Annotated in this window: 23 protein-coding genes, 1 tRNA gene and 1 pseudogene; 14 read left to right on the top strand and 11 right to left on the bottom strand. The window is 33.3% G+C overall.

From position 1 onward, the window contains the following. Positions 1-23: 23 nt before the first annotated feature. Entirely contained in the window at positions 24-1,481 is a 1,458-nt protein-coding gene (locus tag QXQ25_00700) for a DHH family phosphoesterase (GenBank protein ID MEM0160227.1), read from the bottom strand. Between the two features lie 136 nt (positions 1,482-1,617). On the opposite strand from QXQ25_00700, the gene QXQ25_00695 reads away from it, so the two are divergent. Continuing rightward, positions 1,618-1,782 carry a zinc finger domain-containing protein gene (locus QXQ25_00695; protein ID MEM0160226.1) on the top strand — a complete coding sequence of 55 codons (165 nt, stop codon included), beginning with the start codon at positions 1,618-1,620 and terminating at the stop codon, positions 1,780-1,782. A gap of 17 nt (positions 1,783-1,799) precedes the next feature. Beyond that, positions 1,800-2,066, top strand: coding sequence for an elongation factor 1-beta (locus QXQ25_00690; GenBank protein MEM0160225.1), 267 nt, complete (start codon positions 1,800-1,802; stop codon positions 2,064-2,066). On the opposite strand, the gene QXQ25_00685 is transcribed toward QXQ25_00690, so the two are convergent. Together QXQ25_00685 and QXQ25_00680 are read right to left on the bottom strand one after the other, a co-directional pair. Further along, positions 2,063-2,923: a zinc metalloprotease HtpX gene (locus tag QXQ25_00685; GenBank protein MEM0160224.1), complete on the bottom strand. Its 861-nt coding sequence runs from the start codon at positions 2,921-2,923 to the stop codon at positions 2,063-2,065. The genes QXQ25_00690 and QXQ25_00685 overlap by 4 nt on opposite strands. Before the next feature lie 277 nt (positions 2,924-3,200). Beyond that, positions 3,201-3,285: transfer RNA gene (locus QXQ25_00680), tRNA-Leu, on the bottom strand. 233 nt (positions 3,286-3,518) lie between these two features. On the opposite strand from QXQ25_00680, the gene purS reads away from it, so the two are divergent. Genes purS through QXQ25_00660 form a run of 4 tightly spaced genes read left to right on the top strand, consistent with a single transcriptional unit; the run spans position 3,519 to position 8,806 of the window. Beyond that, positions 3,519-3,767, top strand: coding sequence for a phosphoribosylformylglycinamidine synthase subunit PurS (purS, locus tag QXQ25_00675; protein MEM0160223.1), 249 nt, complete (start codon positions 3,519-3,521; stop codon positions 3,765-3,767). Between the two features lie 6 nt (positions 3,768-3,773). Then, positions 3,774-6,083 carry a phosphoribosylformylglycinamidine synthase subunit PurL gene (gene purL / locus QXQ25_00670; GenBank protein MEM0160222.1) on the top strand — a complete coding sequence of 770 codons (2,310 nt, stop codon included), beginning with the start codon at positions 3,774-3,776 and terminating at the stop codon, positions 6,081-6,083. Positions 6,084-6,110: 27 nt separating this feature from the next. Further along, on the top strand, positions 6,111-6,872 hold the full coding sequence (locus tag QXQ25_00665) for a hypothetical protein (protein MEM0160221.1): 762 nt from the start codon (positions 6,111-6,113) through the stop codon (positions 6,870-6,872). 5 nt (positions 6,873-6,877) lie between these two features. Then, positions 6,878-8,806, top strand: a complete 1,929-nt coding sequence (locus tag QXQ25_00660) for an ATP-binding protein (protein ID MEM0160220.1) — start codon at positions 6,878-6,880, stop codon at positions 8,804-8,806. On the opposite strand, the gene gvpD is transcribed toward QXQ25_00660, so the two are convergent. After that, positions 8,796-10,277 carry a gas vesicle protein GvpD P-loop domain-containing protein gene (gene gvpD / locus QXQ25_00655; GenBank protein MEM0160219.1) on the bottom strand — a complete coding sequence of 494 codons (1,482 nt, stop codon included), beginning with the start codon at positions 10,275-10,277 and terminating at the stop codon, positions 8,796-8,798. The genes QXQ25_00660 and gvpD overlap by 11 nt on opposite strands. Positions 10,278-10,348: 71 nt before the next feature. Next, positions 10,349-10,513: pseudogene (locus tag QXQ25_00650) on the bottom strand (ISNCY family transposase). A gap of 232 nt (positions 10,514-10,745) precedes the next feature. Here QXQ25_00650 and QXQ25_00645 point away from each other — a divergent pair. Continuing rightward, on the top strand, positions 10,746-11,339 hold the full coding sequence (locus QXQ25_00645) for an orotate phosphoribosyltransferase-like protein (protein ID MEM0160218.1): 594 nt from the start codon (positions 10,746-10,748) through the stop codon (positions 11,337-11,339). Here QXQ25_00645 and QXQ25_00640 read toward each other — a convergent pair. Then, positions 11,336-11,821: a multiprotein bridging factor aMBF1 gene (locus QXQ25_00640; protein ID MEM0160217.1), complete on the bottom strand. Its 486-nt coding sequence runs from the start codon at positions 11,819-11,821 to the stop codon at positions 11,336-11,338. The genes QXQ25_00645 and QXQ25_00640 overlap by 4 nt on opposite strands. Before the next feature lie 69 nt (positions 11,822-11,890). Between QXQ25_00640 and QXQ25_00635 the strand changes: the two genes are divergently transcribed. Beyond that, positions 11,891-13,081: a proteasome-activating nucleotidase gene (locus tag QXQ25_00635; GenBank protein MEM0160216.1), complete on the top strand. Its 1,191-nt coding sequence runs from the start codon at positions 11,891-11,893 to the stop codon at positions 13,079-13,081. Positions 13,082-13,086: 5 nt separating this feature from the next. Here the strand turns inward: QXQ25_00635 and argS are convergent, their stop codons facing one another. After that, entirely contained in the window at positions 13,087-14,760 is a 1,674-nt protein-coding gene (gene argS, locus QXQ25_00630) for an arginine--tRNA ligase (GenBank protein MEM0160215.1), read from the bottom strand. A 156-nt stretch (positions 14,761-14,916) separates the two neighbouring features. Here argS and QXQ25_00625 point away from each other — a divergent pair, with 156 nt between their 5' ends. Then, positions 14,917-16,347 carry a hypothetical protein gene (locus QXQ25_00625; protein MEM0160214.1) on the top strand — a complete coding sequence of 477 codons (1,431 nt, stop codon included), beginning with the start codon at positions 14,917-14,919 and terminating at the stop codon, positions 16,345-16,347. On the opposite strand, the gene QXQ25_00620 is transcribed toward QXQ25_00625, so the two are convergent. Beyond that, on the bottom strand, positions 16,308-17,138 hold the full coding sequence (locus tag QXQ25_00620; protein ID MEM0160213.1) for a D-aminoacyl-tRNA deacylase: 831 nt from the start codon (positions 17,136-17,138) through the stop codon (positions 16,308-16,310). The genes QXQ25_00625 and QXQ25_00620 overlap by 40 nt on opposite strands. A gap of 86 nt (positions 17,139-17,224) precedes the next feature. Here QXQ25_00620 and QXQ25_00615 point away from each other — a divergent pair, with 86 nt between their 5' ends. Beyond that, positions 17,225-18,145, top strand: coding sequence for an endonuclease V (locus tag QXQ25_00615; protein ID MEM0160212.1), 921 nt, complete (start codon positions 17,225-17,227; stop codon positions 18,143-18,145). Here the strand turns inward: QXQ25_00615 and QXQ25_00610 are convergent. Together QXQ25_00610 and speD are read right to left on the bottom strand one after the other, a co-directional pair. Continuing rightward, the gene (locus QXQ25_00610; GenBank protein MEM0160211.1) at positions 18,101-18,646 is read right to left on the bottom strand and encodes an arginine decarboxylase, pyruvoyl-dependent; all 546 of its coding nucleotides are present in this window, start codon (positions 18,644-18,646) and stop codon (positions 18,101-18,103) included. The two genes, QXQ25_00615 and QXQ25_00610, sit on opposite strands and share 45 nt — an antisense overlap. Positions 18,647-18,657: 11 nt before the next feature. Next, complete coding sequence (gene speD / locus QXQ25_00605) at positions 18,658-19,062, bottom strand: adenosylmethionine decarboxylase (GenBank protein MEM0160210.1); 405 nt, start codon at positions 19,060-19,062, stop codon at positions 18,658-18,660. Positions 19,063-19,520: 458 nt separating this feature from the next. Here speD and QXQ25_00600 point away from each other — a divergent pair, with 458 nt between their 5' ends. The 4 genes from QXQ25_00600 (at position 19,521) to gyrA (ending at position 25,292) form a co-directional block, all read left to right on the top strand. Further along, complete coding sequence (locus tag QXQ25_00600; GenBank protein ID MEM0160209.1) at positions 19,521-20,243, top strand: hypothetical protein; 723 nt, start codon at positions 19,521-19,523, stop codon at positions 20,241-20,243. A gap of 3 nt (positions 20,244-20,246) precedes the next feature. Then, positions 20,247-20,867 (top strand): class I SAM-dependent methyltransferase, encoded by a 621-nt coding sequence (locus tag QXQ25_00595; protein ID MEM0160208.1) that lies wholly within the window; start codon positions 20,247-20,249, stop codon positions 20,865-20,867. Between the two features lie 65 nt (positions 20,868-20,932). Continuing rightward, positions 20,933-22,870 carry a DNA topoisomerase subunit B gene (locus QXQ25_00590; protein ID MEM0160207.1) on the top strand — a complete coding sequence of 646 codons (1,938 nt, stop codon included), beginning with the start codon at positions 20,933-20,935 and terminating at the stop codon, positions 22,868-22,870. A 13-nt stretch (positions 22,871-22,883) separates the two neighbouring features. Next, complete coding sequence (gyrA, locus tag QXQ25_00585) at positions 22,884-25,292, top strand: DNA gyrase subunit A (GenBank protein MEM0160206.1); 2,409 nt, start codon at positions 22,884-22,886, stop codon at positions 25,290-25,292. Here gyrA and mvk read toward each other — a convergent pair. Beyond that, positions 25,286-26,203, bottom strand: coding sequence for a mevalonate kinase (mvk, locus tag QXQ25_00580; GenBank protein MEM0160205.1), 918 nt, complete (start codon positions 26,201-26,203; stop codon positions 25,286-25,288). The two genes, gyrA and mvk, sit on opposite strands and share 7 nt — an antisense overlap. Between the last annotated feature and the right edge of the window lie 62 nt (positions 26,204-26,265).

The raw sequence follows: 26,265 nt of genomic DNA, 5'->3' as shown, positions 1-26,265 counted from the left end.
TAAAATCTCTAAAATCAATAATATTAATTAACTTTTTCAATCATTTTGCCTATTTTTATATTTACAATAGTGATGAATTCCTCTTCTCTACCACGTGGAATAGATGCACCTGCTGCAACGTTATGACCACCACCATAACCACCTACTTGTTTTGCGGCATAGCTCATTACCTCTGAAAGATCTAAACCCCTATCTACCATTCCTCTAGGAGCTCTTACAGATACTTTGATCATTCCGTTATCTGTCTCTGCAAATCCTATTATAGGGATGTCAGGATCAGCAATGCCTGAAGAGAGTGCCATTGATGCAACAGTTCCCACTACTGTTTCTGGTATGTTATTGCCTGCATGAAAATATTGTACTTTTTCAAGTTTTACTATACCTACATCTTTTACTACATTTATACTGTCTACTATTGTCTTTCTGTGCCTATTCAGCAACGTGATGGCTTTTTTGTAGTATTCCTCCCGATCTCCTAATGCAACGTTAAGACCTATCTCTGCCTGGTCATACCTCCCGCATGAGTTTAATAAGGTAGCATACTCTTTTGCATCCCTGAGCGGGGTACCTGAATTCTCTTTAGATAAAATATATACTTCTCCTATCAACCTCTCTACTGTTAAAGATCCATACCCCATCTTTAACAATAATATCGCTAATTCAGATAAAACTTTTCTTTTATCTTCAATTGATATATCTATCCAACGAACCCAGTTCTCATTATTTTTTAAAGGTATGTTTAATTTTTCTAAAAACTGAATAGCTCCATTCTGATCATTGGATATTGTTGGAATGACTGGATCCATACTGTACTGCAACATCTTATATATAGGTCTTGTTTCTTTACCAAAAAACCTGGCATCAATAAAGTAATCAATATATCCGTGATCCTTCCCTTCTTTCAATATAATTCTATTTGTTCCTGTTAAACGAGAATATACAGTATCTTGTAGATCTCCCACCGCCCCTACTATAGCCATGGCAGACATCTCTACATTTTTTTTGTCCATTTCTCTGGCAATAAGATATGTTGTTCCGGCTCCGCTTATGTCAGTTGCACCGTTTTTACCAAATAAGTGGGGGTTTAAATGCAATATTTCAGTCCGTTCAATTTCTTCAAAAAATGTTTTCAGGTCTTTTCTTTTTTCTCTTGGAACTTCAATGCTTAATTGACTTGGCGCATGGTGATCTGTAACTACGGCATTTATACCGCCAAGAAGATGGATGCTTCCACTTCCCAAGTCTGTGATCCAGACCATTGGTGCGTTTTCATTTTTCAATTTCTCAATGATAGCATTGTCAAACTGTTTTACGAACTGAACGTCATATTCAATATTTGCATTCTGTAAAGCTTTTACAGCAATGCTTGCCGCACAGATACCATCTGCGTCAATATGCGATACAACTTTCACTTTTTTCTCTTTTTTTATCTGCTCAGCAATGTATTTTGCTCTGCTTAAAAATTCATTCACATCTCCCATATAACTATCCACGTTTAAACAATTTTCGGAAAGACTATAAATATCAGACAAAATTTATGAAAAAGGATATTGCTCTTTTATTTAAGAAAAGTATTTATTATTAATATTATTTCTCTATATAAAAAAGGTGAATTTAATGAGTATTGAGTTTTGTACTTCATGCGGTAAAGGATTGGTAGGCGAAGGAACTACTGTATTTAAATGCCCAAACTGTGGAGAAGCAGAAATAGGGAGATGCAAAAACTGCAGAGAAATGGGTGTGCCTTACACATGCCCTCACTGTGGCTTTGTAGGTCCTTGAAAAGGTGTGACTTTAATATGGCAAATGTATCAATAATAATCAAGATAATGCCTGAAAATGTAGAGGATGATATTCAAGATCTAAAAAATAGAATCATTCAAACTTTAGAACCTGTTGTAAAGATAAGGGGTGTTCAAGTAAGGCCTATTGCATATGGATTAAATGCAATAAATATCGCTCTAATAACAAAAGATGAGGATGGTGCATCTGATAAGTTAGAGCAGATAATAAGGGGTATCAAAGGAGTTGGAGATGTGGAGATTGAAGATATGACCCTAATCTAAATTTTTTTAGAGTATTCTACTAACTTCTCTATTCTAGACGCTGTACTTGGATGTGTTGAAAAAATAGATACAAATCGTTCTCCTCTGAACGGATTAACTATGAACATACTGGCAGTAGCTGGATTTCCTTTCTTCAAAGGTTTCCTTGAAACTGAGGCTTCTATTTTACGTAATGCTGAAGCTAGTGCAAGAGGTTTGCCAGATAACTGTGCGCCAGTATAATCTGCTTTGTACTCTCTTTGCCTAGATATAGATAGCTGTAAAAGTGTGGCACCTATGCCGGCTAATGCTAAAACTACGAGCACTAATATATTGTTTCCTTCTTTTTTTCCATTTCCACCAAATAATGATTCGAAAAAGTATACCCTGAACAGGATTGTCAGCGCACCGACAATAGTCGCTGCAACAGTCATCAATAGCATGTCCTTGTTTTTAATATGCCCGAGTTCATGACCTAAAACCCCTTCAAGTTCATCGTCATTTAACATATTTAATATGCCAGATGTTACAACAACAAATGCATGACTCTTATTTCTACCTGTTGCAAATGCGTTAGGAACGTCTGTGGAAACGATGGCGATCTTAGGCATTGTAATATTGGCTTTTAGAGAGAGATCTCTCACAATCCTAAATACCCTCGGATTATCTTGCTCGTCAATTATTTTGGCATGATATGACCACAATACTAACTTAGAACTATAAAAATAGCTGAAAACATTTATGATGATGGATATTCCTAGAAATAAGAGCATGGTAATTATAATATTACCGTATAAATTTCCTATAATATATCCTACAAATACGAAAAGCAAAGTTAACATTATGAATAATCCAACAGTTCTTAGTGTAGAGTTCATGATAGCAGAGGGATAATAAATACTGTATATTAAAATTATTGATTATATTGAATAATATTAAATTAATATCATAAAATAACTACTTTTATGACCAGTGCATTATCAGGTTATTTATCTTTTAAAGTCTTAATTGAAATTTTCTTGCCTGCTCTTCTTGATATTCGGTAATAGATTTTTGTAAAGATTATATTAAATGGGCATTTTTTTGGCATAAATATCTGTATTAGTATTTTATATATTAAGTTACCTGAATTTTTAGACTGTTATAAAAATATAGTGCGGAGGGCCGGATTTGAACCGGCGAACTCCTATGAGACAAGACCCTGAATCTTGCACCTTTAACCTAGCTCGGCAACCTCCGCATATTTATAGACTTTTTAATACGACTGTAAGAATACAAAGATGTTTATTGATTTTTCGTTTTTATGACCTTATCAACTTTTGTTGATACAATAAGTGGTATTTAATGAAACATCAATCTTTTTGAATCTATGCTTGAATAACCATGACTGCAAGGATAAATCTTATTTATAAACCATGCTATTAAAAATAGAATCTGTAAATTATTAATACTATAATGCAATCCACTATTGTGATGATAAAATTACTCATAACAATAAAACTAAAAGAAGGAGTAGAGGATCCAGAAGGATTAGCTATTACAAAAACATTAAATATTCTAAATTTTAAAAATGTTAAAAAAACTAGCGTATATAAAGAGTATGAAATATTATTAGATCATGATGACGTATCAGATGCAAAAAAAGATGCTGAACAAATGTGTAAAAGATTATTAGCAAATCCTGTAATACATGACTATTCAATAAGTATTGAGAGAGTATAATTGAATATGCTTAAGAAATTAGATTATCCGTTTGAGATTTACGAGATACATATCAGATCTTTGAGTGATGAAGAGCTATTAAGATTAAATGAGCTGATGAATCTAGGATTGAATTACGAGGAATTGCATCGGCTGAGGACCTATTTCAAAGATCTCGAGAGAGACCCAACAGACGTTGAGCTGCAGGCTATAGCACAGGCATGGAGCGAACATTGTTGTTATAAGTCTTCAAAAAACCTGCTTAAAAAATATATTTTTGGTATTGATGCACCTCAAAACATAGTAGTTATACAGGATGATGCGGCAGTGGTAGAATTTGATAAAACACACGCGTACGTTTTTAAGATGGAGTCACATAATCACCCCAGTTTTGTAGAACCATATGGTGGAGCTGCTACTGGCGTTGGAGGAATAATCAGAGATGTTTTAAACATGGGTGCAAAACCAATTGCCCTGGTAGATCCGCTCTTTTTTGGGCCCTTGGATTATCCGTATGAAAAATTAAAAGAAGGAGTGAAGCATCCAATCTATTTGTTTAATGGAGTTGTAGCTGGAATAAGAGATTATGGTAACCGAGTGGGAATACCTACTATCGGAGGAATGACATATTTTCATAGCTCTTTTTTAAATAACATTCTTGTAAATGTAGGGTGTATAGGTATTGCAAAAAAAACAGATATCGTGAGAAGCAGGATAGATAAAGTCGGGTATAATCTAATACTTGTGGGTGGTAAAACAGGCAGAGATGGAATACATGGAGTAAATTTTGCATCTAAAGTTTTAAGTAATAAAAGTGAGTCTGAAAAAACTGCGGTACAGTTAGGTAATCCTATAATAAAAGAGCCCTTGATAAAAGCGGTACTGGAAGCAAATAGTAAAAAATTGATCACCGGAATGAAGGATCTCGGCGGTGGCGGGTTGTCTTCTGTAATAGGAGAGATGTGTTTAGCAGGGGGTGTTGGTGCTAATGTATATCTGGATCGAGTTCCTTTAAAAGAACCGAATATGGCTCCATGGGAGATATGGGTAAGTGAGTCTCAGGAAAGATTGATGTTGGCGGTATCAGAGAAAAATACAAAAAAGGTCTTAGATATATTCAGTTTATGGGATGTTGAAGCGACAGTAATTGGTAAAACCATAGATTCTGAAAGACTGAATATATATTATAGCAGCATCAAAATCTTAGACTTGGATCTCGTTTTTTTAACTTCTGGGCCTTTATACTGCAGGCCCTCTATTGTAAAATATCCAGCGCAGGAAAAAGTAGAAATGCTTCCTTCAGAAACAAACTATAAAGATTCTTTTCTTAAGTTATTATCGAGTTCCAACATTGCAAGTAAAGAGTTTATAATCAGGCAGTATGATCATGAAGTAAAGGGTAGAACTGTTATCAAGCCTCTGCAGGGTAAAATTGGCATGGAAACACATGGAGATGCAGCAGTATTAAAACCGCTGGATCACTCAAATAAAGGATTAGCTGTTACCACCGATGTTAACCCAAGACTTACAGAGCTAGATCCATACTGGGGAAGTATAGCCGCAGTAGATGAAGCAGTCAGAAATTTGGTTTCTGTGGGTGCCAGGCCACATTCTTTTGCAGATAATTTAAATTTTGGCAATCCTGAAGATCCTGTGGTAATGGGGCAGCTGGAAGAGTCAGTAAGAGGGCTAGGGGATATTGCAAGATTTTTAAAGATTCCTTATGTTTCAGGAAATGTGAGTTTGTACAATGCAAATTTTGGGGTATCCATCGTTCCCACGCCTACAATAATGGCTATTGGAATAGTGGAAAATATAAAATATTGTTTGACCTCAGATCTAAAAGATGATGGAAATTTATTATATGTTATAGGTGCTACAAAAGCAGAGATGGGTGGCAGTGAATACTATGCCTTGAGGCAGATAAAAAGTACAAATATTCCAAAGAGCAATTTTAAAAATTTAAGAGATAGCATAGATAAGATGCTAGTAGCATCGAATAAAAAAGTGATCAGAAGCGCCCATGATATTTCGCAGGGCGGGCTAGCTATAGCAATTGCGGAAATGGCTATTGGCGGAAATATTGGGGCAAAGATTAACTTAAAACCTCTTGGAATATTGAGAACTGATTTCAAACTTTTTTCAGAAAGCAACACAAGATGGATCGTTGAAGTAGAACCTAAAAATGAAACAATATTCTTAAAAATTATGGATGGTTTAGATATATACAATATAGGCACTGTTGGAGGGGACAGATTAATCGTTGAAGATGGATCCAGAAAAGTATTTTCTGTATCGCTCAAAACTATTAGAGAATATTTCAAGAAGTTTCCGTAAAAATTTAAAACTATGGAGGAGAGACTAATGGCCGGATCAGTTGATATACCTGAAAAGTTAGGGGTTAGAACAATAATTGGACCTTTCGATTTAAATCAGATGATGCGCATTGCAATATATTTATTGATAGTTGCTGTTTTGACTATCTTTTTATCTATTTATCTTATAATTTTATCTTTAATTACTGTATTTGCTGTTTATTTTAAAATAGAGAATGAAGATTCTGATCTTTATTTTTTTAAGTATTTGAGATATAAATTCAGTAAAAAAATATATATTGACAATGATTTTAAAAAGCTTATAGAAATTTATGATATAAAAGAGAATATTGTTTATTTGGGGGGTTTATACTTGTTAATTATCGAAACTACTGGCTTAAATCTTAAATTCTACAGTGAAGAAGAACAGAAAAAGGTATATTTAGAGTTTATAAATATCTTAAACGGAATAGACTTTGATTTTGATATAAAGATAATAGCTTCTAAATTTGACTGTGACCATTACCTACATATTTCTGAAAAATTTGAAGAGGCAGGAAATCAATATATAACACTTGTAAAGTCATTATATACAGAGCAAGTGCTGTATAAGTATTACATAATATTAAAGCAGAATAGTTTAGAGCTCAGCACTGTTTCTAAAGATGAACGATTAGAAAAAGTAAGTATTATATTGAACAACAGAGCTGAACAGATAATAAACGCACTAAAAAACATAAAAATCGATTGCAATATCCTTAACGGTTCTGAAATTTTGGACTTTTATAGCCTTATAAATGAAGGTGTATAGAACTTATGAAATTTATCAATTCAGACAATCTGGGGCTGGTATTCTTTATTCTAACTTTTCTAAGTGGAATATATACTTTATTTAACAGTTCTATGTTCGGTCTTACTTTGCTACTATTATTATTAGACTTTGTATATTATCTCAGAAATTATAATCTTAAAAAATGGATATTTGTTTCAGCACTATTGTTTATAATATTTATAATTATTCTGGATCCCTATCACACTTGCTGGTTTTTCAGTTCGATTACTAGTATTATTCTTATTGTAGACTTTGAAAAAGTGGAGGTAAATGACAAATATCAAAAAAGGATTTTGACAAATAAAAAGATTGTTTTCGAAAAGGACCATTACCTTTTTCATGACCTTTTTATCCAGCCACTAATTATAGCAAAATGGCCAAAAAACTTAGTTTATGGATTTTTTTCAGAGTTTGTGAATGCAGACATGCCAACAAATATCTCGATAGCCTGTGAGCATGTTCCTTCTAACAAATTATTAACAATGTTAGAAGTCGAATCTGAAACCATTGAAACAGAATTGGTGAATGTAAGACAAAAAAACAGGGCTAGATATATGGATCTGAAGCTAAAGTATGAAAGTTCTAAAAGTTTGCAAAATTATATAGTATCTGGTAAAGGAACAGTATACAGAGTAACCTTAATATTCTATCCTATAGCAAAAGATTATAAAAATATGCGAAAAAATGCAGATTTTATAAAAAATAAGTTACAGAAATCTCTGTTTAAACCAGCATTCTCTAAATATTTACAAAAACAGGCATTTTTGGCATTTTTAAGTTCTGGCACCAGGAATTATAAAGATGACAAATATATCCAGTCACAAGCACTTGCAACTATGTTCCCATTTTTAACAGACCTGATTGCTATGAAAGATGGCATTTTTTGGGGTATGAACGATGTAAATAACAGCCCAATATTTATAAATCGATGGTATTTTCCATCAAGTCATATGCTTGTTACAGGCACCACAGGTTTTGGCAAATCATATTTTGTGAAAACACAGATATTGAGAGAATTGTTGCATCATCCAGATACAAAAATTTACATAATAGACCCGATGAATGAGTTTGTGGATCTTGCTAATGCCATGAAAGGTACAGTGATAGATGTTGGTAAAACAGTAATTAATCCTTTCGATCTTTTTGATTCTACAATTCCTAACAAAATATCCAGGCTGAAACTGTTATTTAGTTCAATATTTGAATTTGATAAAAATGATTTGGCAATACTTGATGTTTATCTTAATAGATTATATCAGGAAAGTAAGAGCCCTAAATTTAAAGATTTTATTGAGTTATTGAATGAAAGCAAACTAAGTATTTTATTTTCAAGTTTTTTGGAAGGATCATTAAAAAATTTGAATAACGACACAACTATTAATTTAAACAATAATTTTACTGTTTTTAACATTAAAGATGTAAATGAAGATCTTCTGATGTTCTATGTTCTTTTGACCGTAGAATATCTTTACAACCAGATCTCCAAAGATTACTCGGCTAAGATACTTGTTATTGACGAAGTATGGAAGTTGCTTAAAAATAAGTCTGCAGCAATGCTATTAGAACAGCTGGTGAGACATGTCAGACGCTGGAAATGCTCTGTAATATTAATATCACAGAAAGCGGATGACTTTTTAGAGTATGAAGAAGGACGGACAATAGCACAGAATGCTGTGTTTCATGTGCTGTTTAAACATAATCAGATCACCCAGAACATGAAGGCATTTTATAAACTGAGCGATAAAGAGGAAGAACTTATACTTAGCAACATCAATCCAAAGTATCAAGGATATTCGAGAGCTTATTTAATTGCTGGATCTGTAAAAGTGCCAATTAGAATATACAGTACTGACTTTGAAAACAATATCATTACCACTAATCCGGATGAAATAAAAAACAGGACTAGAGTATAGGCACAAACTTGTAAAATTCCTTATCGTTTGATTCTATCGCATACATATTTGTCTTTGGTTCTATTCCATATATACATAGCGTATTATTTATAGAAACTACCTTAACATGCGTGCTTGCCATGTTCACTATTTGATCTTTGATTTCACTTCCTGGCAACAATAATCCAATCCCAATGTCTTTGTTGTCTATTATATTATTTACGAAATTTACTACCTCTTGAATTGCCACGGGCCCTCTATATCTTTCGATTGTGTCAAATGCCAAATAATAAAACAAAGGAGAACCAAACTTCTTAAGATTGGTTATTCCTTCCTGTATCAATTTTATTGATGTTTCCCTACTAGCACTACCAAGTGGAATTATATATTTTTTATCACTGCTGGATTTGGAATAGTCTATAAAAATTGCGTGTGTATCTACCACCGTCTTATTGCCCATATATATACTATACCTATTTCTAACTTCTTCAATTGATGTTCCAAGTGCCAAAACTACCATTATACCTCTATCTAAAAAGCCAACGTTGGACAGAATTGGCATAGTTAAAAAATGATGTTCCTGTCCCACATTTTCGCCTATCTCTATCAAATTAAAAGTGCCAAAACTGAAACCACCACCTAAAATAGTATCCAGATCTTTAACACCGGTGCTAAAATATCTATCTGTTGGAGGGATCGGAGTAGTAAAACGTTTGTTTAAGTCAAACACTATTTTTGGAGCCAATATTTTGAATTTCCCTCCATTTAAAGTAAATAAGTATTTTTTAAAGTTCGTGCTGATCCCTCTCAATTTATCTAAAGATAAACTCCTTATTCTGCGCCCTTCATACAGATATTGTTCCAAAAATATTACACCATCTGCTATATACTCTAACTTATCTGATCGCTCCTTTTCTAAAATAAATATGATGTTTGTATTCCCGCCCTCGACTAGATCTTTTACGAGTGTGTATACTAGATCTTCTTCATTGATTCGGTATTTGCTTGCCAATCCTTCTATACTATCAATCACCATCATTGTTCTGCCTGGAAGATTATTATCTACCTCATTATAAATACGCTTTAGCTCTGGGATCTTAAGATCTTTAAAATATTTGTTGTATAATACCCTTGATACTTTGTTAGGCTCTTCTCTATATATATTTCTAACTAGGGCTCTTGCAGCCTCTACATGCTCTGGTTCTATTTCTGGCTCTGCTATCTTTAAGCTATCCAAAAATAGCCTGCCAGCATCTATTATCTTAGTCTTCTCTTCAAGCTCTTTTATCCATGAAAACTGTTGATATAGCGCTGTATCACCGACTCTGGTTGATAAATAGATGCCTTTATATTTATCCTTAAAAGATTCTAAAATCTGAAGTGCGAAGGTAGTTTTACCCGTACCGGCCGCTCCAACAAGTATTAACGACATTGCTGACTCTGATCCAAAAAACTTATTTAATTCTGGTTCAAGTGGTTCTAACATTTTCATAGCATTGAATAGTTAGCATTTATTAAAATATATATTTTTCTATTCATGCGGTTCTGGAATATAAGTCCTTTTTACTCCCATATCAAAAAAATGTTGTGAAGTCTTCCTATGCATATTTGTGCTGTCGATATTCTATCTTCTCTTTTTTGACTTATGTTCCAGCCAAATTCTCTTTTTTCTACTGAAAATCCTGCTTCTGAATTCTCTCTCTTGAAATACTCTTTTAGATATTTATATTCGGAGATTCTGTTTTAATCGCTATATTTATATAATTGTTTTGTTTTCTTATATATAGTAGGGAATGGCATTCCCGAATATACGCCTGTGGAAATAGAAATTATTTCGAGAGACCTCGAGATAGTTAGGAAATAACGAAGTATATGGTCTATGAAGCAGGAACCTCAAACGCTTTAGCGGAGAGAGGATGTCAGTAGATTTATGATACCATAACCGGCAGGTGAATAATATATGAAAAACATAGATGATCTAGCAAATCAAGCTTTAGAACTAAAAAAGAAAGGATTGAGTGATAAGGAAATTGCTACTGATCTGCATCTCTCTACGAATACTGTAATATGGTTATTATCCAGGGGATTCAAAACTGTAACTGAGAAGCCTAAAGACATAAAAATAGGCTGGAAATCAATAGGAGTATACTCTTCAAGAATAGATAACCTGACAAACATGATGAGTGACATAATCGTGGAAGAGACACAGAGCAAAAGTATAGATGTCGATACAATTGTAGGAATAGCAATAAATGGTATACCATTAGCAACGCTAATATCCTTAACGCTTGATAGAGAACTCGCAGTTTACAGGCCACATCCCACTAGAGAAGATGGTTCGTTTAGCTCAAATTTTGCTTCTATAAAAAACAAGAAAGTGATAATTGTAGATGATGTGGTAAGTACCGGAGAAACCATGAGCAAAGCGATAGAAGATGTACAGAAAAATGGCGGAGAAACAGTTTTAGCAATGGCTATAGTAAACAAAACAGGGAAGGATATAATAAATGGTGTAAAAGTAAGATCTTTGATTCGCGCGCAGTTGTTAGATTAACTTTTCTTTTTTTTGATATAGTCTCCTAAAGTCATGCTTCCTTCTTTTTTAGCACCTACAGCCTTGATGTAATCAACTTTTTCTTTGAGCTTGATGTTCAGTTCTTTTTCAATTTTTTTGATTAGTTTATCATCAGGTTTACTTTCTTGTCTTTCTATTTTTGACAGCAATGTCTTCTTTTCAAGTAACTTTTTTGCCAGATCTTCAATTGTCAATTTTTTTGCTTCTCTGGCTTTCTTAATTCTTGCCCCAAAATCCTCAACTAGAACTTCTGTTGCATCAAGCTCATCTCTTGCCGGTTTATTCACTGTCTTCAAGCGTTGTTGTATTATTTCGGGCGGCAAAAAAGGAAGCTCTTCTGCGGTTGCAGCTTCCACAGGCTTACCAAGCTTTTTACAATCATCACAAACGTTTAATATTGTTGATTCTATGATTATTCTATTCGCTTTTTTTATTTCTTTACCACAAATTTCACAATTCATACTTCCATTACCAAAAAAGATATATACAGAAGATAAATATATTGTTTATTGTTTATGTGAGGTCTTAAGATGGTAAAAGATGAATCTATTACAGATGGAGAATTAGGATTCGATGAAGAAAAAATTGAATTGAGTAGACAGTTAAAGATTACAGAGGATGAAAAAAAGTTTTTAGAGGCAGAATTAAAACGTTTACAAATAGAGCTTGAGCGGACAAAGAGAGAACTTAACCGGATGAGGGCACCGCCTCTTTTGTTAGGATATGTTGAGGATGTTTTAAGCGATAAGAAAGCGGTAGTAAAGAGTACTACTGGACCGTCTTTTGTGGTTGGATTAAGCGAGTTCATAGCTCCTACAAAAGTTAAGGCAGGGGCAAGAGTTGCTTTGAATAAAACTACTTTAGCAGTTATTGGAGTATTACCTGAGAGCTATGATCCTTCAGTGATCGCTGCTGAAATAATTACCAAACCTGGAGTTTCCTATGAAGATATCGGGGGCTTGGAATCACAGATTCTTGAAATAAAAGAAACTGTTGAAACACCACTTTTAAACCCTGATATATATAAAAAAGTGGGAATAGATCCACCAAAAGGTGTGCTGTTAATAGGGCCACCAGGAACTGGCAAAACTTTGCTTGCTAAAGCTGTAGCAAACAATACAAATGCTACGTTCATAAGAACAGTGGGTTCTGAACTTGTAAGAAAATATATAGGAGAAGGTGCAAGATTGGTTCGTGAAATGTTTGATCTTGCAAAAGAGAAGGCTCCTTCAATTTTGTTTATTGATGAGATTGACGCAATTGGTGCAAGAAGACAGGATGCATCTACCTCTGGAGATCGAGAGGTCCAGAGAACTTTGATGCAATTATTGGCAGAAATGGACGGATTTGATCCGTTAGGAAACGTAAAAATAGTTGCTGCCACTAACCGACCTGATATTTTAGACGAGGCCCTGATTAGACCTGGCAGATTTGATAGAATTATAGATATTCCAGCCCCAAATGAAGATGCTCGGGCCCAAATTTTTAAGATTCATACAAAGAAAATGAATTTACAAAACATAGATTTTATGGTTTTAAGCAAAAAAACCAATAATATGTCTGGCGCAGATATAAAAGCGATTTGCACAGAAGCAGGAATGTTTGCTATTCGTGAAAAAAGAGATTATATCACAATGTACGACTTTGAGAAAGCAATTAAAAAAGTATCTACGCAGGAAGAAAATAATAAAAACATAGTATCTGGTCAGATGTTCGCGTGATTGTTTTACATCTCTTCAGGCATATTGAGGCCAAGTAATGATGCACAGTTCTCGATTACGATTTTAAAGGCTCTTACAAGCGCTAACCTTGCATTTTTCAGCTCTGCGGTATCAGCCTTTAATACGGGACAGTCCCTGTAAAACTGATTGAATTGCATTGCCAGATCAAAACTGTATATTGCAATTTTATATGGCTTATACTCTTTAGCGGATATTTCTATTATTTCTGAATATTTTGCTAATAACTTTATCAATTTTAACTCTTGAGGATCTTTTAACAGCGCTGGTTCAAAATCTTTTAAATTTTCTTCTTTGTCTAGTATTGATTTTGCCCGCACATATGTATATAAAATAAAAGGTGCAGAGTCACCTTCAAAGTTCAAAGCTTCTTGCCAGTCGAAAACTATGCCTTTTTCATTCTGTACCTTTATTATATTATATCTTACCGCACTTGTACCAATTTTAAATGCTATATTATCCAATAGTTCTGTAGGTACCTCTCTCCTTTTTTCAATCTCTTCTTTAGCTTTTTGAACCGCCTCATCTATCAAGTCATCCAGATATATCACCTTACCTTTTCTAGTGCTCATTCTTCCTTCTGGCAAAGATACAAAAGAGTAAAAAATAGGCACAATATTTAGATCGGGCTCAATCTTTTTTAAAATTTTCATTATAGTTTCTGCATGGGCTTTATGATCTTCTCCTAATACATCAATTAAAAACTTTGATTCTCTGGCCTTTATAAGATGATATGCTATGTCTCGAGTTAAGTATAATGAAGTTCCATCTGCTCTGAACAAATATACTTTCTCTTTGCCTTCTAACTCAGGAATATCAATATATTTGGCGCCTGCCTCATCTTTTATATATGGCTTTAATCTATCTTTTATATCTTTCACATATCCTTCCAAAATTAGATCAGATTCATAAAAAAATAGATCATAGCTTACATTCAGTTTTTTTACTGTTTCTTCTATGCCATTCAAAATTCTAGAGATGTATTTCCTGGAATATTGTATTAGCTCTAGATCTCCTGCCTCAAATTTTTCTACTAATTCACTAACATTTAATTCTTTTTTTTCAGATTCTGATGCTTTTTGATAATACTTAACCAGTATTCTGTCCTGCTTCCCTGGCTCTTCCTTTATCATAAATTCCTTAATACCCCAGATCAGGGTAGCAGCCTGTTTGCCAATATCATTCACAAAATAATGAATTATCACAGTATATCCATACTTTTTCAATATTCTACCAAGCGTGTCTCCGATTATAGTGTTTCTAGCTCGCCCAATATGCAATGGACCTGTTGGATTTGCGCTTGTATGCTCTAGTATTATTATTTCATTTTTTTTATCAAACGTGCCATAATCCATATTGTCCTTTAAAATTGTTTCAATTGTGATTTTATTGATGTGAGTACTGTTTATATAAAAATTAATATATGGCCCTACTGCTATAACTTTCTCAAAAAGATCATCTTTTATATTAACGATCTCAGAACTAACGTATTTTATATCTTTTTTTAATATCTTAGCTAGTTCAAAGCAAGGAAAAGATAAATCTCCATAGCCTTCTTTGGCATCTATAATCATCGCATTGTAGTTAATTCCATATAGTGCCTTTATTTTATTTTCTACAATCTGCCTCGCTCTGTTCTTATACAATTTAATAATATCCATGATAGATAGATTAATCAAATGATTTTATTTAAAGCTTTTTAATTAAAACTTTACACATTAATAATTGCATTAGTATATAATGCAAAAAAGATATTATAGAAGAATTTATTAATACTAATCAATATACTCCTTAAATCTCTATCGGTGATTTGAAATATGCCATTGCTTAAAAGAAAAAGTACCGCTTCGAGTCTTTTAAAATCGGTCAACAATATGTACAATGACGCAAAAGATTATGAACAATCCAATCCTGAAAAAGCAAAGTTGACATACAAAAAAATATTGCCGACAATCGCGGAATTTGATAATGTTGAGGATTTAAATCAAAATGCTTTAAAAATATCAGAAATATTAACAGATGTAGGTATTGCCTTAGTTAGGTTAGATGACAAAGATGCATCTATTGACTATTTTGAAAAAGCTAAGTCTTTAGACCCTAAAAATGCAGAGGCATGGTTTAACCTTGGTAAAGTATTAGTAAGCCAAAACAGACAGCTACCCTATGCCCTAATATGTTTAAAAGAAGCTTTTAATAATAATCCTGATAACATAAATGCAAAGATACTTTTAGCAGATATTTATAGGATTCAGGGAGAGAAGGACAAAGCATTAGAAATTTATAAAGAGATTATTAACAAGGTAGAGGACAGATTAGAAATAATAAATAAGATCTTAAAACTGGATGAAAACAATAAAGATGCGCTATTAGAAAAAGTAGAATATTTAAAGTCTAAAGGCAAATTGGATGAGTTGCCTGAGATATACAAAAAGTTAGCTATAATCGATAAAGACGAAAAATATATAGACGAGGGATTAAAACTTTATCCAGATAATCAGGCTTTGCTCATAGAAAAGGCAATATTCCTGATAAATGATAAGCTTTATACTTATGCAAAAGATATCATATTAAATATTCTAAACACTGATCCAGAAAATATAGAAGCACTTGATTTAAAGGAAAATTTGGATCAATTAATGAATCCCAATAAAACAGAAATAGAGAGTAACAAAGATAAGCTTGCATCTAACATGTTTGAAAGCATATTCGAAACAAAAACAGATGCTACAAAAATAGAAACTGAAACTCAATCCAATCAAAATATTGATCGTATCAAAAGTGCCATCTTATCAGACTCTGCAACCCTCGAGCATGATTTAGATGACTTTAAAGAAAATTTGCATAAATTGCCTGAGATATTGAATGACTTGGAAGTTTCTGATAATAGTCTTATTAGAATTGTAGAATATTTAATATCCATAGAATATTTTGATATTGCAAAAACACTGGCAAGTAGATTAAAAGATCATCTAAAAAATAATTTTTATAATGGGTATATTTTGTTCAAATCAGGGGATATTGGAGGATCAGAAGGGTATTTCAATGAAATACTTAAAGTTTCAATGGATCATGCGCCTACATGGTATTACAAGGCAGCGATAATGGCTTGGAAAAAAAATGAAAGTGCTTGTAAAAATTTTTTAGTTATGGCTATAAAAAAAGATCCTTCACTGAAATATAAAGCTAGCTCAGAGGAATATTTTAATATTTACAAATCAAGTGCCTGGTTCCAATCCTTAGTATCCTGATCTAAAATTTTTATGTTTTTGTTTTTTAATAGCATCTGTAACTTTTTTTTCTCTTCGATGTTCAAGCTTTTCACAAAGTAGGCATATGACGGATTATGTGACTTTTCAATCATTTGATCCACAAGATCTCTGTCTAAGAATTCAATAGTATATTTTGATGCCATATGCCCTACATTAAGCTTATTTTTTAATACTAAATCCGTTACTTGTGGCGCATAATGGCCTCCACCAAAACTAATAAATGTGGGCTGCTCATTTTTTTCTAATGATATAATGGTCTTTGCAATAGCAAAACCTGCATCTTTATCATTCCATTCTTTTTCTGATGCCCCGATCTCAATAAAAAAAGTGTCATTCTGCAATGCTGGGCCATGATGAGTAACTTCTAGAGAAATTTGGTATCCTTCAACTTTATTCTCTTTCATAATTCTTAGAGCTTGAGACATAAGTGATGGTTCTGCACCGACAAGTGTCTTAGGCAAACCGCCTAGATCAGCATTATTAAAATTGCCAACTGGATGTACAGTCAAACTCTTTACTTTCTGTTTACTTTCGTGTTTAGATGCTACAATAATTGTATCAAATGATATTTTCAAGCTTTTTTTTAATTTAAGGTCAAGAAAATTAGCATATGTTTTATCTTTTTCAATCTTTATCAGAAAATATTTTTCATTATTAAGTACTCTTTTTCCTTCAAAATTACCAAAAAAATCAAAGCTAGTCAAATTCAAAAGGTTCTCGTAAATATTTATTGATGCAGGGTCATCTTCTGAAAATAGTAGCAAAATCACATTAAATCACAAATGCTTAGAAGCGTTTTAAGTTGATAAAATTTCTTATTGAAGGTATAAATAGATGAACAGACTAAAGATAAAACATGGATTTATTTTCAATTTTCTATGCTCTCGTCAAACAGATCCCGCCTGGGAGGGTATCAACTTATGGATCGCTAGCAAATGCATTAGGTGACCCAATTGCTGCACGTGCGGTAGGAGTAATGTTATCTCAGAATCCCGAGCCAGTTATTATTCCTTGCCATAGGGTTGTTAGTTCAGATGGGACTCTAGGTGGGTTCACACATCCAAACGGCATCTCAGAGAAAATTAATCTTTTGAAGAGAGAAGGAGTAACTGTAGACAGAGGTAGAATTATAGACTTTAAAAACATACTTTTTACAGATTTTAAATCCGATTATCCACTTCAAAAGTTAAAGAAAGAACAAATTGAATTATCTAAAAAAGTGATTTTGCAAGATTCTATTGATTCATATTTTGTTACTGGGGTGGATGTTTCATATTTTAGGAATTTATCATTCATAGCCTTTGTTAAATTTAATTTAAGAACCGGGGATATTGTATCCACAAAAACGTATATCGACACTGTTTCTTTCCCTTATATCCCAACCTATTTTTCGTATCGGGAAGGAGATTTGATATTAAAATATGCTGATAAGGATGGGATATTAATTATTGATGGAAATGGAATACTGCATCCCTCCAGATTCGGAATAGCATCCTATGTTGGGGTAAAACTAGATATTACTACAATAGGTGTTGCAAAATCTCTTTTAACTGGAAATGTTTTAGATAACAGGATATATTTAGATGATGCCTTAGTTGGGAAGATCCTACAAAAAAATTATATTTCCCCCGGCCATAAAATATCTATAGAAAGTGCATACAAAATAATAAAAAATCTGACAAAGAAAGGCTCACCAGAGCCAATAAAATTAGCTCACAACACTGCTAAAGATTTAAGGAATGAGTACTGCGGCGGCCAATGTAGTGGTCCATTCTGATGGCTTCTCTACAGTTGTAGTACTTACAGTATGTTGTGTTAGTAATATTCTATCATCAAGCTTGTAAATACCTTTAGTTTCATCCCATACCAGATGTGATTCTATTCCAAGTGTAGATGCCAGCATCTCTGCTGCTAGATCTTCAGCAAACTCTCCTGCTGTCTGTTCAGTTTCTCCAAAACTATGATGCTCACTTAAATAACCGTACATTTTTCTATCTTTAGGAATCGCCAATCCTACAGCAGCAGATATTAATCTATTAAGTTCATCAGAAGAATTTTGTGCAAGTACTAAAAACAGGATTTGTCCAGACTTTAAGACTGACAATCCTTCCTCTTTAGATATTATCTCTGCATTAGGTGGAAATATCGAACTGACTTCTACCAGGTTAAACTGTGCAATTTCTGCATCTCTTAGGGCTCTTTCAAAAGAGCCCAATTTACTTTTATGTCTTCCAATTCCTTTTGTAAAAAAAACTTTAGACGGAACAATAGTAAACATAATAATAACCTTTAATTTAGATCTGAAATTTTTATCTCTTCGGTAGAGATTTCAGGATAGGTTTTTTCAGGTGCATCAGTGCCTCTCTCAATTATGCATTGAGATACTTTTGTAGGTTTTAGGTATTTTTCTAAAATATAAAATGCACTATATGCCTGCTTTTGATCCCCGCAGGTAAAAATATCTAGCGTGACCAGTTTATATTCTGGCCAAGTGTGAAAGGATAAATGAGATTCTGCAAGTAAAATTATGCCAGAGCATCCTTTTGGCCTGAACTGATAATAATCGGAAGATATTTTAGTAAGCTTAGCCTCTTTTGCTGTATTCTCGAATATAGGTTTCATGCTCTCTACATAGTTCAAGATCTCTTCGTCTACTCCGTAGAAGTCCAATATTATGTGAATTCCAACTACCATCTTTTTTAACCTCCATTAAAGGTTTATCTCTTTAATGATTGATAAAACAATTCCGATGATAAAATTTGCATATTTAAGGTTTTTTATTTTTTAGCCTATTTTCTTTATATTTTTTTACAAATATTTTAACAAGCTCAACATATATAATATTAATAGTATATATTTTATATAAATATTTTTTTAAAAAAATTAATTATATAAAAATAAAATTTACAAGTATTTACCTTTAAAAGTGTTTATGATAAATGTTTTTAGTTATGTTTTATTTTCTTTATTTTTTTGTAATTAATATTTTTATATTATTATATATAAATTCGCAGTTAATATTTAAAAATTTAAAAAAAATAAATTTAAAAAAAATAAATCTTATTACATATAAATAATAATGTTATTATAAATATTAATTTTTTATATTCCAAGGCGTTACATTTAAATTATTAGAATTTATAATCCCAGATATGGTAGATGAAAAATTATTAAAGGACTCAGACAAGCTATATGACAAAGAAGAGTTTTCTAGGGCTTTGAAAGGATATTTACAGATATATTCTGATTACAAAGAAAATGATGCCTTATTTTTGTCAAACTTACTTTTGAAAATTTCACAGTGTTACCTATATAATTCTCCGGCAGATATTTCTAAGAGCAAAGAATATGCAGAAAAAGCTTTAGAAATACATATTAACGAAGGAGACGACTTAAAAATAGCTAAAGATCTCATATATCTGAGCACTATAGATCTTGAAAACGACCAGAAAAATGCGGAAGATAATTTGCAAAAAGCGTTGGATCTGGCATTAAAAAATAAAAACCAATACATAGAAGCTGAAATATTCAACCATCTTGGAATACTTTACTGGTCAGATAAAGAAAAAGCAATGGAGTATTTTAAAAAAGCCAAAGATATATCTGAAAAAAACAAAGATTTAGAGAATTTTGTCCTTTCATTACAAAACATAAGCTATTTAGAGAGAGAGCATGGGGAACTTAACAAAGCATTGGAATATTTAATGTCGGCCATTGACCTAATAGATTCATATACTAAATCCCTCAAAAAAACAGAGAGAAAAGCTTTTAAAAACTCATATTCAGATATCTATGATTCTGCAGCAGACCTGGCGATGGAAATGGAGGATGTTGAACTAGCAATGAACATTGCTGCAAAATTGAAAGAATATTGAATTATGGACTTAAAGACAAAGAGAGCATGGGATCTAGAGTACCGTAGAAGAGGAATATTATGGAGAGGCAAAAATTACAATTTGAATGACATTTTAATGTTTTTAAATAATGACGATTTTATTCTGGATGTGGGTTGTGGCAATGGTAAAACTCTTACTCCAATTTATGATGAGGGATACAATATTATAGGATTAGATGTATCTATTTATGCTCTCAAGCTAATAAAAACTAATACTGAATTAGTGCAGGGAGATATTTTATCACCACCATTTAAAGATGAAACTTTTGATAAGATTCTGATGATCCATATATTGGATCATTTTTTGAAAAACGAACGAGAAAAAATAATTAATCTTGTTTATAAGCTACTAAAATATGATGGCATGTTATTTTTGGAAGTATTCGATATAAATGATTTCAGAGTTGGTAAGGGATATCCCGTAGAAGAATATACATATTTAAGGGGAAATAATATAGTTACTCATTATTTTGAAAATCTTGAGATTCTAAATTTATTAAAAGATTTTGAGATCATAGAGAAAAAAACTTATGAAAAAGATAGATTTATAAATAAAAAATTATATAAAAAAAATTCTTTGCTCTACATAGCTAAAAAAAATTAATCAAAACATTTTTATTTAATGTAAGCATTAAGTATATATTTAGATAAAAAATAGGTGAGAAATTAATGGAATACAATGCAGATGAAATTCAGGTTTTAGGTGGCGTAGAAGCAGTTAGAAGAAGACCGGGAATGTATATTGGAAGCACAGATCAGCGGGGACTACATCATTTATTGGTGGAAATTGTGGATAACAGTATTGATGAGGCACTTGCTGGAGCATGTAAAAATATACACGTCACCATTTACGGAGATGGAATAGCCAGTGTCGAAGATGATGGGAGGGGAATTCCCGTAGAAATCCACCCTGTATATAAAAAACCAGCACTAGAGATTGTACTCACAGATCTTCATTCTGGCGCAAAATTTGATAAAAAAGTATACAGTGTGTCTGGCGGATTGCATGGAGTAGGTGTGCATGTGGTAAATTTTCTTTCTGAGTGGTTAAAAATATATATCAAAAGAAACGGGAAAGTGTATTACCAAGAATATTCTAGGGGAAAGAAAATGACCGAAATTCTCGAGGTTGGCACAATCACTGAAAATGGCATTCTATGGGATGAAAAGTATAGGGAAGATATTATAGAGAACAGTCCTACTGGCACGTTTATAAAATTCAAGGCAGATCCTTTGATTTTTGAAACCTTAGAATTTGATTATGAGACAATTAAAGGAAAATTAAGGAATATGGCCTTTTTAAATAGGGGACTAAGAATAACACTAAAAGATAAAATATCTGAGACGTTTGAAGAATATAAATATGATGGGGGCATAGTTGAATTTGTTAAGTTTTTGACCGAGGGAAACATGCCCATCCACAAAAATGTTATTTATTTTGAAGAGAAGATGGACTCTATCGTAGTTCAACTTTCTATGCTTTACAATAACTCTTCTTATGAAACTCTCCTAGGTTATGTAAATGACATACAAACCAGTGAGGGGGGTACACATATTACTGGATTTCGAGCCGCACTAACTAAAGTTATCAACGATTATGCCAAAGAGCACCAGTTATTAAGAGAGATACCTTCTATAACGGGAGAGGATGTTAGAGAAGGACTTGTATGTGTCATTCAGATCATGCACCCTGAGCCACAATTTGAGGGGCAGACAAAATCAAAGCTCGGAAACAGTGAAGTTAAAGGGATTGTTACCTCTGTTACTACTAAGAATCTAAAACGCTTTTTTGAAGAACATCCTGAAGATGCTATGAACATTGTTAAGAAAATTGTTATTTCAGGTATGGCAAGGGAAGCTGCCAGAAAAGCTAGAGAAAATGTAAAAAGAAAAGAGATCTCTGATACTTTTGGCCTTCCGGGCAAGCTTGCAGACTGTTCAGAAGAAGATCCGACCAAAGCTGAACTTTTCATTGTAGAAGGTGATTCAGCAGGAGGATCGGCTAAGCAGGCTCGCAATAGAAATTTCCAGGCAATATTACCATTGCGTGGAAAGATTATGAACGTAGAAAAAGCGTATGAGGAAAAAGTGTTTAGAAATGAAGAAATTAAAGCATTAATATCTGCTATAGGCACTGGCGTAAATAATAATTTTGATCTCACCAAATTGAGATACAATAGAATAATAATAATGACGGATGCAGATGTTGATGGGGCACACATTCAAACATTATTACTTACTTTTTTCTACAGGTTTGCAAGAGATTTAGTCACGGTAGGACACATATACATTGCCCAGCCACCATTGTATAGAGTACAGAAAGGCAAAGATGTAAGATATGTTTACACAGAAGATGAGAAAAACATTGCTGTCAAAGAGCTTGGCAAAGATGTTACGATCCAGAGATTCAAAGGGCTTGGAGAGATGAACCCTCAACAATTATGGGATACTACCATGAACCCTGAGACTCGAAGGCTTTTGAAAGTAAGTGTTGAAACCATGGCCGAAGCAGACCGATTGTTTTCCATTTTGATGGGAAGCTTAGTAGAACCAAGAAAAGCTTTCATAATAAGACATGCAAAAGAGGTACTTAACTTAGATATTTAGGGAGGAATTTGTTATGCCAGAAAAAATTACTGCAATTGAGCAGGAAATGCGAAAATCATACATGGACTATGCAATGAGCGTAATAGTGGGCAGATCTCTGCCTGATGTTAGAGATGGTCTGAAACCTGTGCAGAGAAGAATATTGTATTCTATGTACGAATTGAATTTGGAACATGATAAACCGTATAAAAAATGTGCTAGAATAGTGGGAGAGGTTATGGGTAAATATCACCCACACGGAGATACTGCCATATATGATTCTATTGTTCATATGGCTCAAAATTTCTCTATGAGATATCCACTTGTTGATGGCCAAGGTAATTTTGGTAGCATTGATGGAGACTCTGCCGCAGCTATGAGGTACACTGAAGCGCGTCTGACAAAGATCTCTGGGGATATGCTGGAGGATATTGAAAAAGATACTGTTGACAAAGTTCTAAACTTTGATGGCTCACTCGAGGAGCCGTTACTGTTGCCTTCCAAAGTTCCAAATCTACTGATTAATGGAACTTCAGGAATTGCGGTAGGGATGGCTACCAAGATGCCACCACACAACATTTCTGAAATTTTAAATGCTATAATATATTATATTGATAACAGAGACTGCGATATTTTACAACTTTTAAATTTTATTGAGGGACCAGATTTTCCCACTGGCGGCATTATTATTGGGCATAGTTCTATGCAACAGGCATATCTTACAGGGAGAGGATCTTTTAAAATACGATCAAAGTACCACATAGAAAAACATGAGGGGTACGTGGATCTAGTATTTACAGAGATACCTTATGAAGTCAATAAATCAGAACTGTTAAAAGCTATTGGGGTACTATCAAAAGAAGGCACTTTAACCGGCATTATAGGTTTAAAGGATGAATCTAATAAAGAGGGAATTAGAATACTTATAAAAGTAAAAAAAGATGCAAATACTGATGTAATATTAAATCAATTATTTGAGCATACACCATTAGAAATATCGTATAATGTTATAAATCTCACGCTTGTAGATAATGTCCCAAAGATTCTCAACTTAAAAGAGCTTATTTCAGAGTTTGTCAAGTTTAGAATGAATATTATAATAAAAAGATCTGAATTTGAGCTTAGAAAGGCACAGGAAAGAGAACACATTGTATCAGGGCTAATTAAAGCACTGGATCACATTGATGAGATCATCTCTTTGATTAGAGCATCTAATGACACTTCAGTTGCCAGAGATAATTTAATGAGCAAATTTGGTTTTACGGAGATTCAGGCTAAAGCTATACTTGATATGAGACTGCAAAAACTTACAGGGTTAGAGAGAAAAAATCTAGACGATGAAGAAAAGGATCTATTAAAAAACATTGAATCTTTAAAAGATATCCTGAATAACGAAAACCTAAGATATAATATTATGAAAGATGAATTTTTAGAGCTTATAAGAAAATATGGGGACAATAGAAAAACCGAGATTTTGAAAGAGGAGATAGAAAGAAGAGAAACTGAAGATCTCATCCCATCGGAAGATGTGGTAATATTGATAACCAATAACGGATACATAAAAAGAATTTCTATGCAAGAATACAGGACACAAGGAAGAGGTGGTACTGGAATTTTGACAGACAGCGATGAGACTGACTTTACAAAAGACCTATTTATTGCAAATACCCATGACTATCTTCTATTTTTTACAAACCTGGGTAGAGTATACAGCATCAAAACATACATGATCCCACAGGTCTCTAGAAGAGCTAAAGGTAAGGCTATTGTCAACTTTTTGCCAAAATTGCAGGATAATGAAAAGATTCAGGCTACAATACGTGTATCTAAGTTTGAGGGCTCTTACATTCTGATCGTTACGAAGAAAGGGATTGTTAAGAAAACGCATATTGAAGATTATAAAAACATACGTATTAGCGGAAAAATTGCAATTACCTTAAAGGATGATGATGAGATTGTGAGTATAAAGCTTACCAATGGCAAAAACGATATATTTATAGGATCAAAAGATGGAAAAGTTATTAGATTTTCAGAAGCAGACATAAGGCCTCTTAGCAGGACCGGCATGGGTGTACGTGGCATAAGACTGAAGAAAGATGATCAAGTAATTGGTAGTTGTCTAGACTCTGAAGGCACTGAAATTTTTACTGTGACAGAGCTTGGAAAAGGAAAAAGGTCCAGAATCGATAAATTTAGAAAAATTAAGAGAGCCGGCACTGGTGTTATAGGACATAAGATTACAAATTTAACTGGCGCTATGGTGGACATATTATCTGTAACAGAGGATGATGAAGTGATTATCATTACTAGAAATGGTAGCACTATACAATTTAAGATCAGAGAGGTTCCATTACTGGGAAGACAGACAATGGGAGTGAAACTGATTGACTTAAAAGAGAATGATTTTGTATCCGCAGTTACAAAATTGAAAACAAATCAGTAAACCTTCACACCTTCTTTATCCATTTTTACTTGGTATGCTTCCCAACCCCCGGCCTTTAATATTTTTGATACTTCATCCTTTTCATCAGTGAGTATAATAATGCATCCCCCGCCACCTGCACCTGTAATTTTAGAGCCGTATGAATATTTTTCAACTTCGTTTATCATGCTCTGTATCTGCGGATGACTGACACCCAAAATTGACAATAAACTTTGATTTTTTTTCATTAAATTTCCCAATGTTTCATAGTCTCCATTTTTTAGTGCTGAAATCGAAGAAACTGTAATATCTCCTATTTCCTTTATAACCTCTCTTGCAAAACTGCTGTTATTTACATATTTCCTAACTTTTTCTACCTGCTCATGAGTTACTCCTTTTATGCTTGAGCAACCTATTATCAACGATAGCTGGCTGATATCTATATTGTTTATATACCATCTATTTCCTTCTTTTTCAATTTCCCATAATAGGGCCGGTTTATGTCTAGATACCAAAACTACACCGCCTGAAGTTACTGTAGATGTATCAGTAGGACTTGCTGCGCCCTGCACTAAATATTCTATCTCAAAACTATTTTTTGCAATTTTTTCTTTGCTCCAATCATTCTGCAGCGCTAAAATAGAAGAAACAGTAGAAACTGTAATAGATGCTGAAGATCCTAGACCAGAAGCATGTGGAATCATGCTCTTTGTTGTTACATTCAAAGGTCCTTCTTTCCAGTAAAGTTCTATGGCCTTTTTTATGTAGCTATGAAACTTGGAATCGGGAATTTCCCCATTTATCAAAAACTTATCTGCCTGAGTTAACTTGACCGTACTTCGTATATTTATGGCCATCGCTATGGCAGGCTCTCCATAAACGACCGCATGCTCTCCGAACAATATTATTTTTGCCGGTGCTGTTGATTCCATACAAGATGCACAATGAAAATCATATTATTAATATTTTTCAGGAGTTTCCCAAAAATATAAAT

Source organism: Thermoplasmata archaeon, assembly GCA_038729465.1.
GTDB lineage: Archaea > Thermoplasmatota > Thermoplasmata > Thermoplasmatales > ARK-15 > JAVRLB01.
The sequence above is the reverse complement of the archived record's forward strand: the minus strand, read 5'-3'. Positions and strand labels throughout refer to the sequence as shown.

Bases quoted from the DNA above. Each gene is read 5' to 3' on its own strand.
- QXQ25_00700 (MEM0160227.1), bottom strand. From the start codon at position 1,481: ATGGGAGATGTGAATGAATTTTTAAGCAGAGCAAAATACATTGCTGAG.
- QXQ25_00695 (MEM0160226.1), top strand. From the start codon at position 1,618: ATGAGTATTGAGTTTTGTACTTCATGCGGTAAAGGATTGGTAGGCGAA.
- QXQ25_00690 (MEM0160225.1), top strand. From the start codon at position 1,800: ATGGCAAATGTATCAATAATAATCAAGATAATGCCTGAAAATGTAGAG.
- QXQ25_00685 (MEM0160224.1), bottom strand. From the start codon at position 2,923: ATGAACTCTACACTAAGAACTGTTGGATTATTCATAATGTTAACTTTG.
- purS (MEM0160223.1), top strand. From the start codon at position 3,519: ATGATAAAATTACTCATAACAATAAAACTAAAAGAAGGAGTAGAGGAT.
- purL (MEM0160222.1), top strand. From the start codon at position 3,774: ATGCTTAAGAAATTAGATTATCCGTTTGAGATTTACGAGATACATATC.
- QXQ25_00665 (MEM0160221.1), top strand. From the start codon at position 6,111: ATGGCCGGATCAGTTGATATACCTGAAAAGTTAGGGGTTAGAACAATA.
- QXQ25_00660 (MEM0160220.1), top strand. From the start codon at position 6,878: ATGAAATTTATCAATTCAGACAATCTGGGGCTGGTATTCTTTATTCTA.
- gvpD (MEM0160219.1), bottom strand. From the start codon at position 10,277: ATGAAAATGTTAGAACCACTTGAACCAGAATTAAATAAGTTTTTTGGA.
- QXQ25_00645 (MEM0160218.1), top strand. From the start codon at position 10,746: ATGAAAAACATAGATGATCTAGCAAATCAAGCTTTAGAACTAAAAAAG.
- QXQ25_00640 (MEM0160217.1), bottom strand. From the start codon at position 11,821: ATGAATTGTGAAATTTGTGGTAAAGAAATAAAAAAAGCGAATAGAATA.
- QXQ25_00635 (MEM0160216.1), top strand. From the start codon at position 11,891: ATGGTAAAAGATGAATCTATTACAGATGGAGAATTAGGATTCGATGAA.
- argS (MEM0160215.1), bottom strand. From the start codon at position 14,760: ATGGATATTATTAAATTGTATAAGAACAGAGCGAGGCAGATTGTAGAA.
- QXQ25_00625 (MEM0160214.1), top strand. From the start codon at position 14,917: ATGCCATTGCTTAAAAGAAAAAGTACCGCTTCGAGTCTTTTAAAATCG.
- QXQ25_00615 (MEM0160212.1), top strand. From the start codon at position 17,225: ATGGATTTATTTTCAATTTTCTATGCTCTCGTCAAACAGATCCCGCCT.
- QXQ25_00610 (MEM0160211.1), bottom strand. From the start codon at position 18,646: ATGTTTACTATTGTTCCGTCTAAAGTTTTTTTTACAAAAGGAATTGGA.
- speD (MEM0160210.1), bottom strand. From the start codon at position 19,062: ATGGTAGTTGGAATTCACATAATATTGGACTTCTACGGAGTAGACGAA.
- QXQ25_00600 (MEM0160209.1), top strand. From the start codon at position 19,521: ATGGTAGATGAAAAATTATTAAAGGACTCAGACAAGCTATATGACAAA.
- QXQ25_00595 (MEM0160208.1), top strand. From the start codon at position 20,247: ATGGACTTAAAGACAAAGAGAGCATGGGATCTAGAGTACCGTAGAAGA.
- QXQ25_00590 (MEM0160207.1), top strand. From the start codon at position 20,933: ATGGAATACAATGCAGATGAAATTCAGGTTTTAGGTGGCGTAGAAGCA.
- gyrA (MEM0160206.1), top strand. From the start codon at position 22,884: ATGCCAGAAAAAATTACTGCAATTGAGCAGGAAATGCGAAAATCATAC.
- mvk (MEM0160205.1), bottom strand. From the start codon at position 26,203: ATGGAATCAACAGCACCGGCAAAAATAATATTGTTCGGAGAGCATGCG.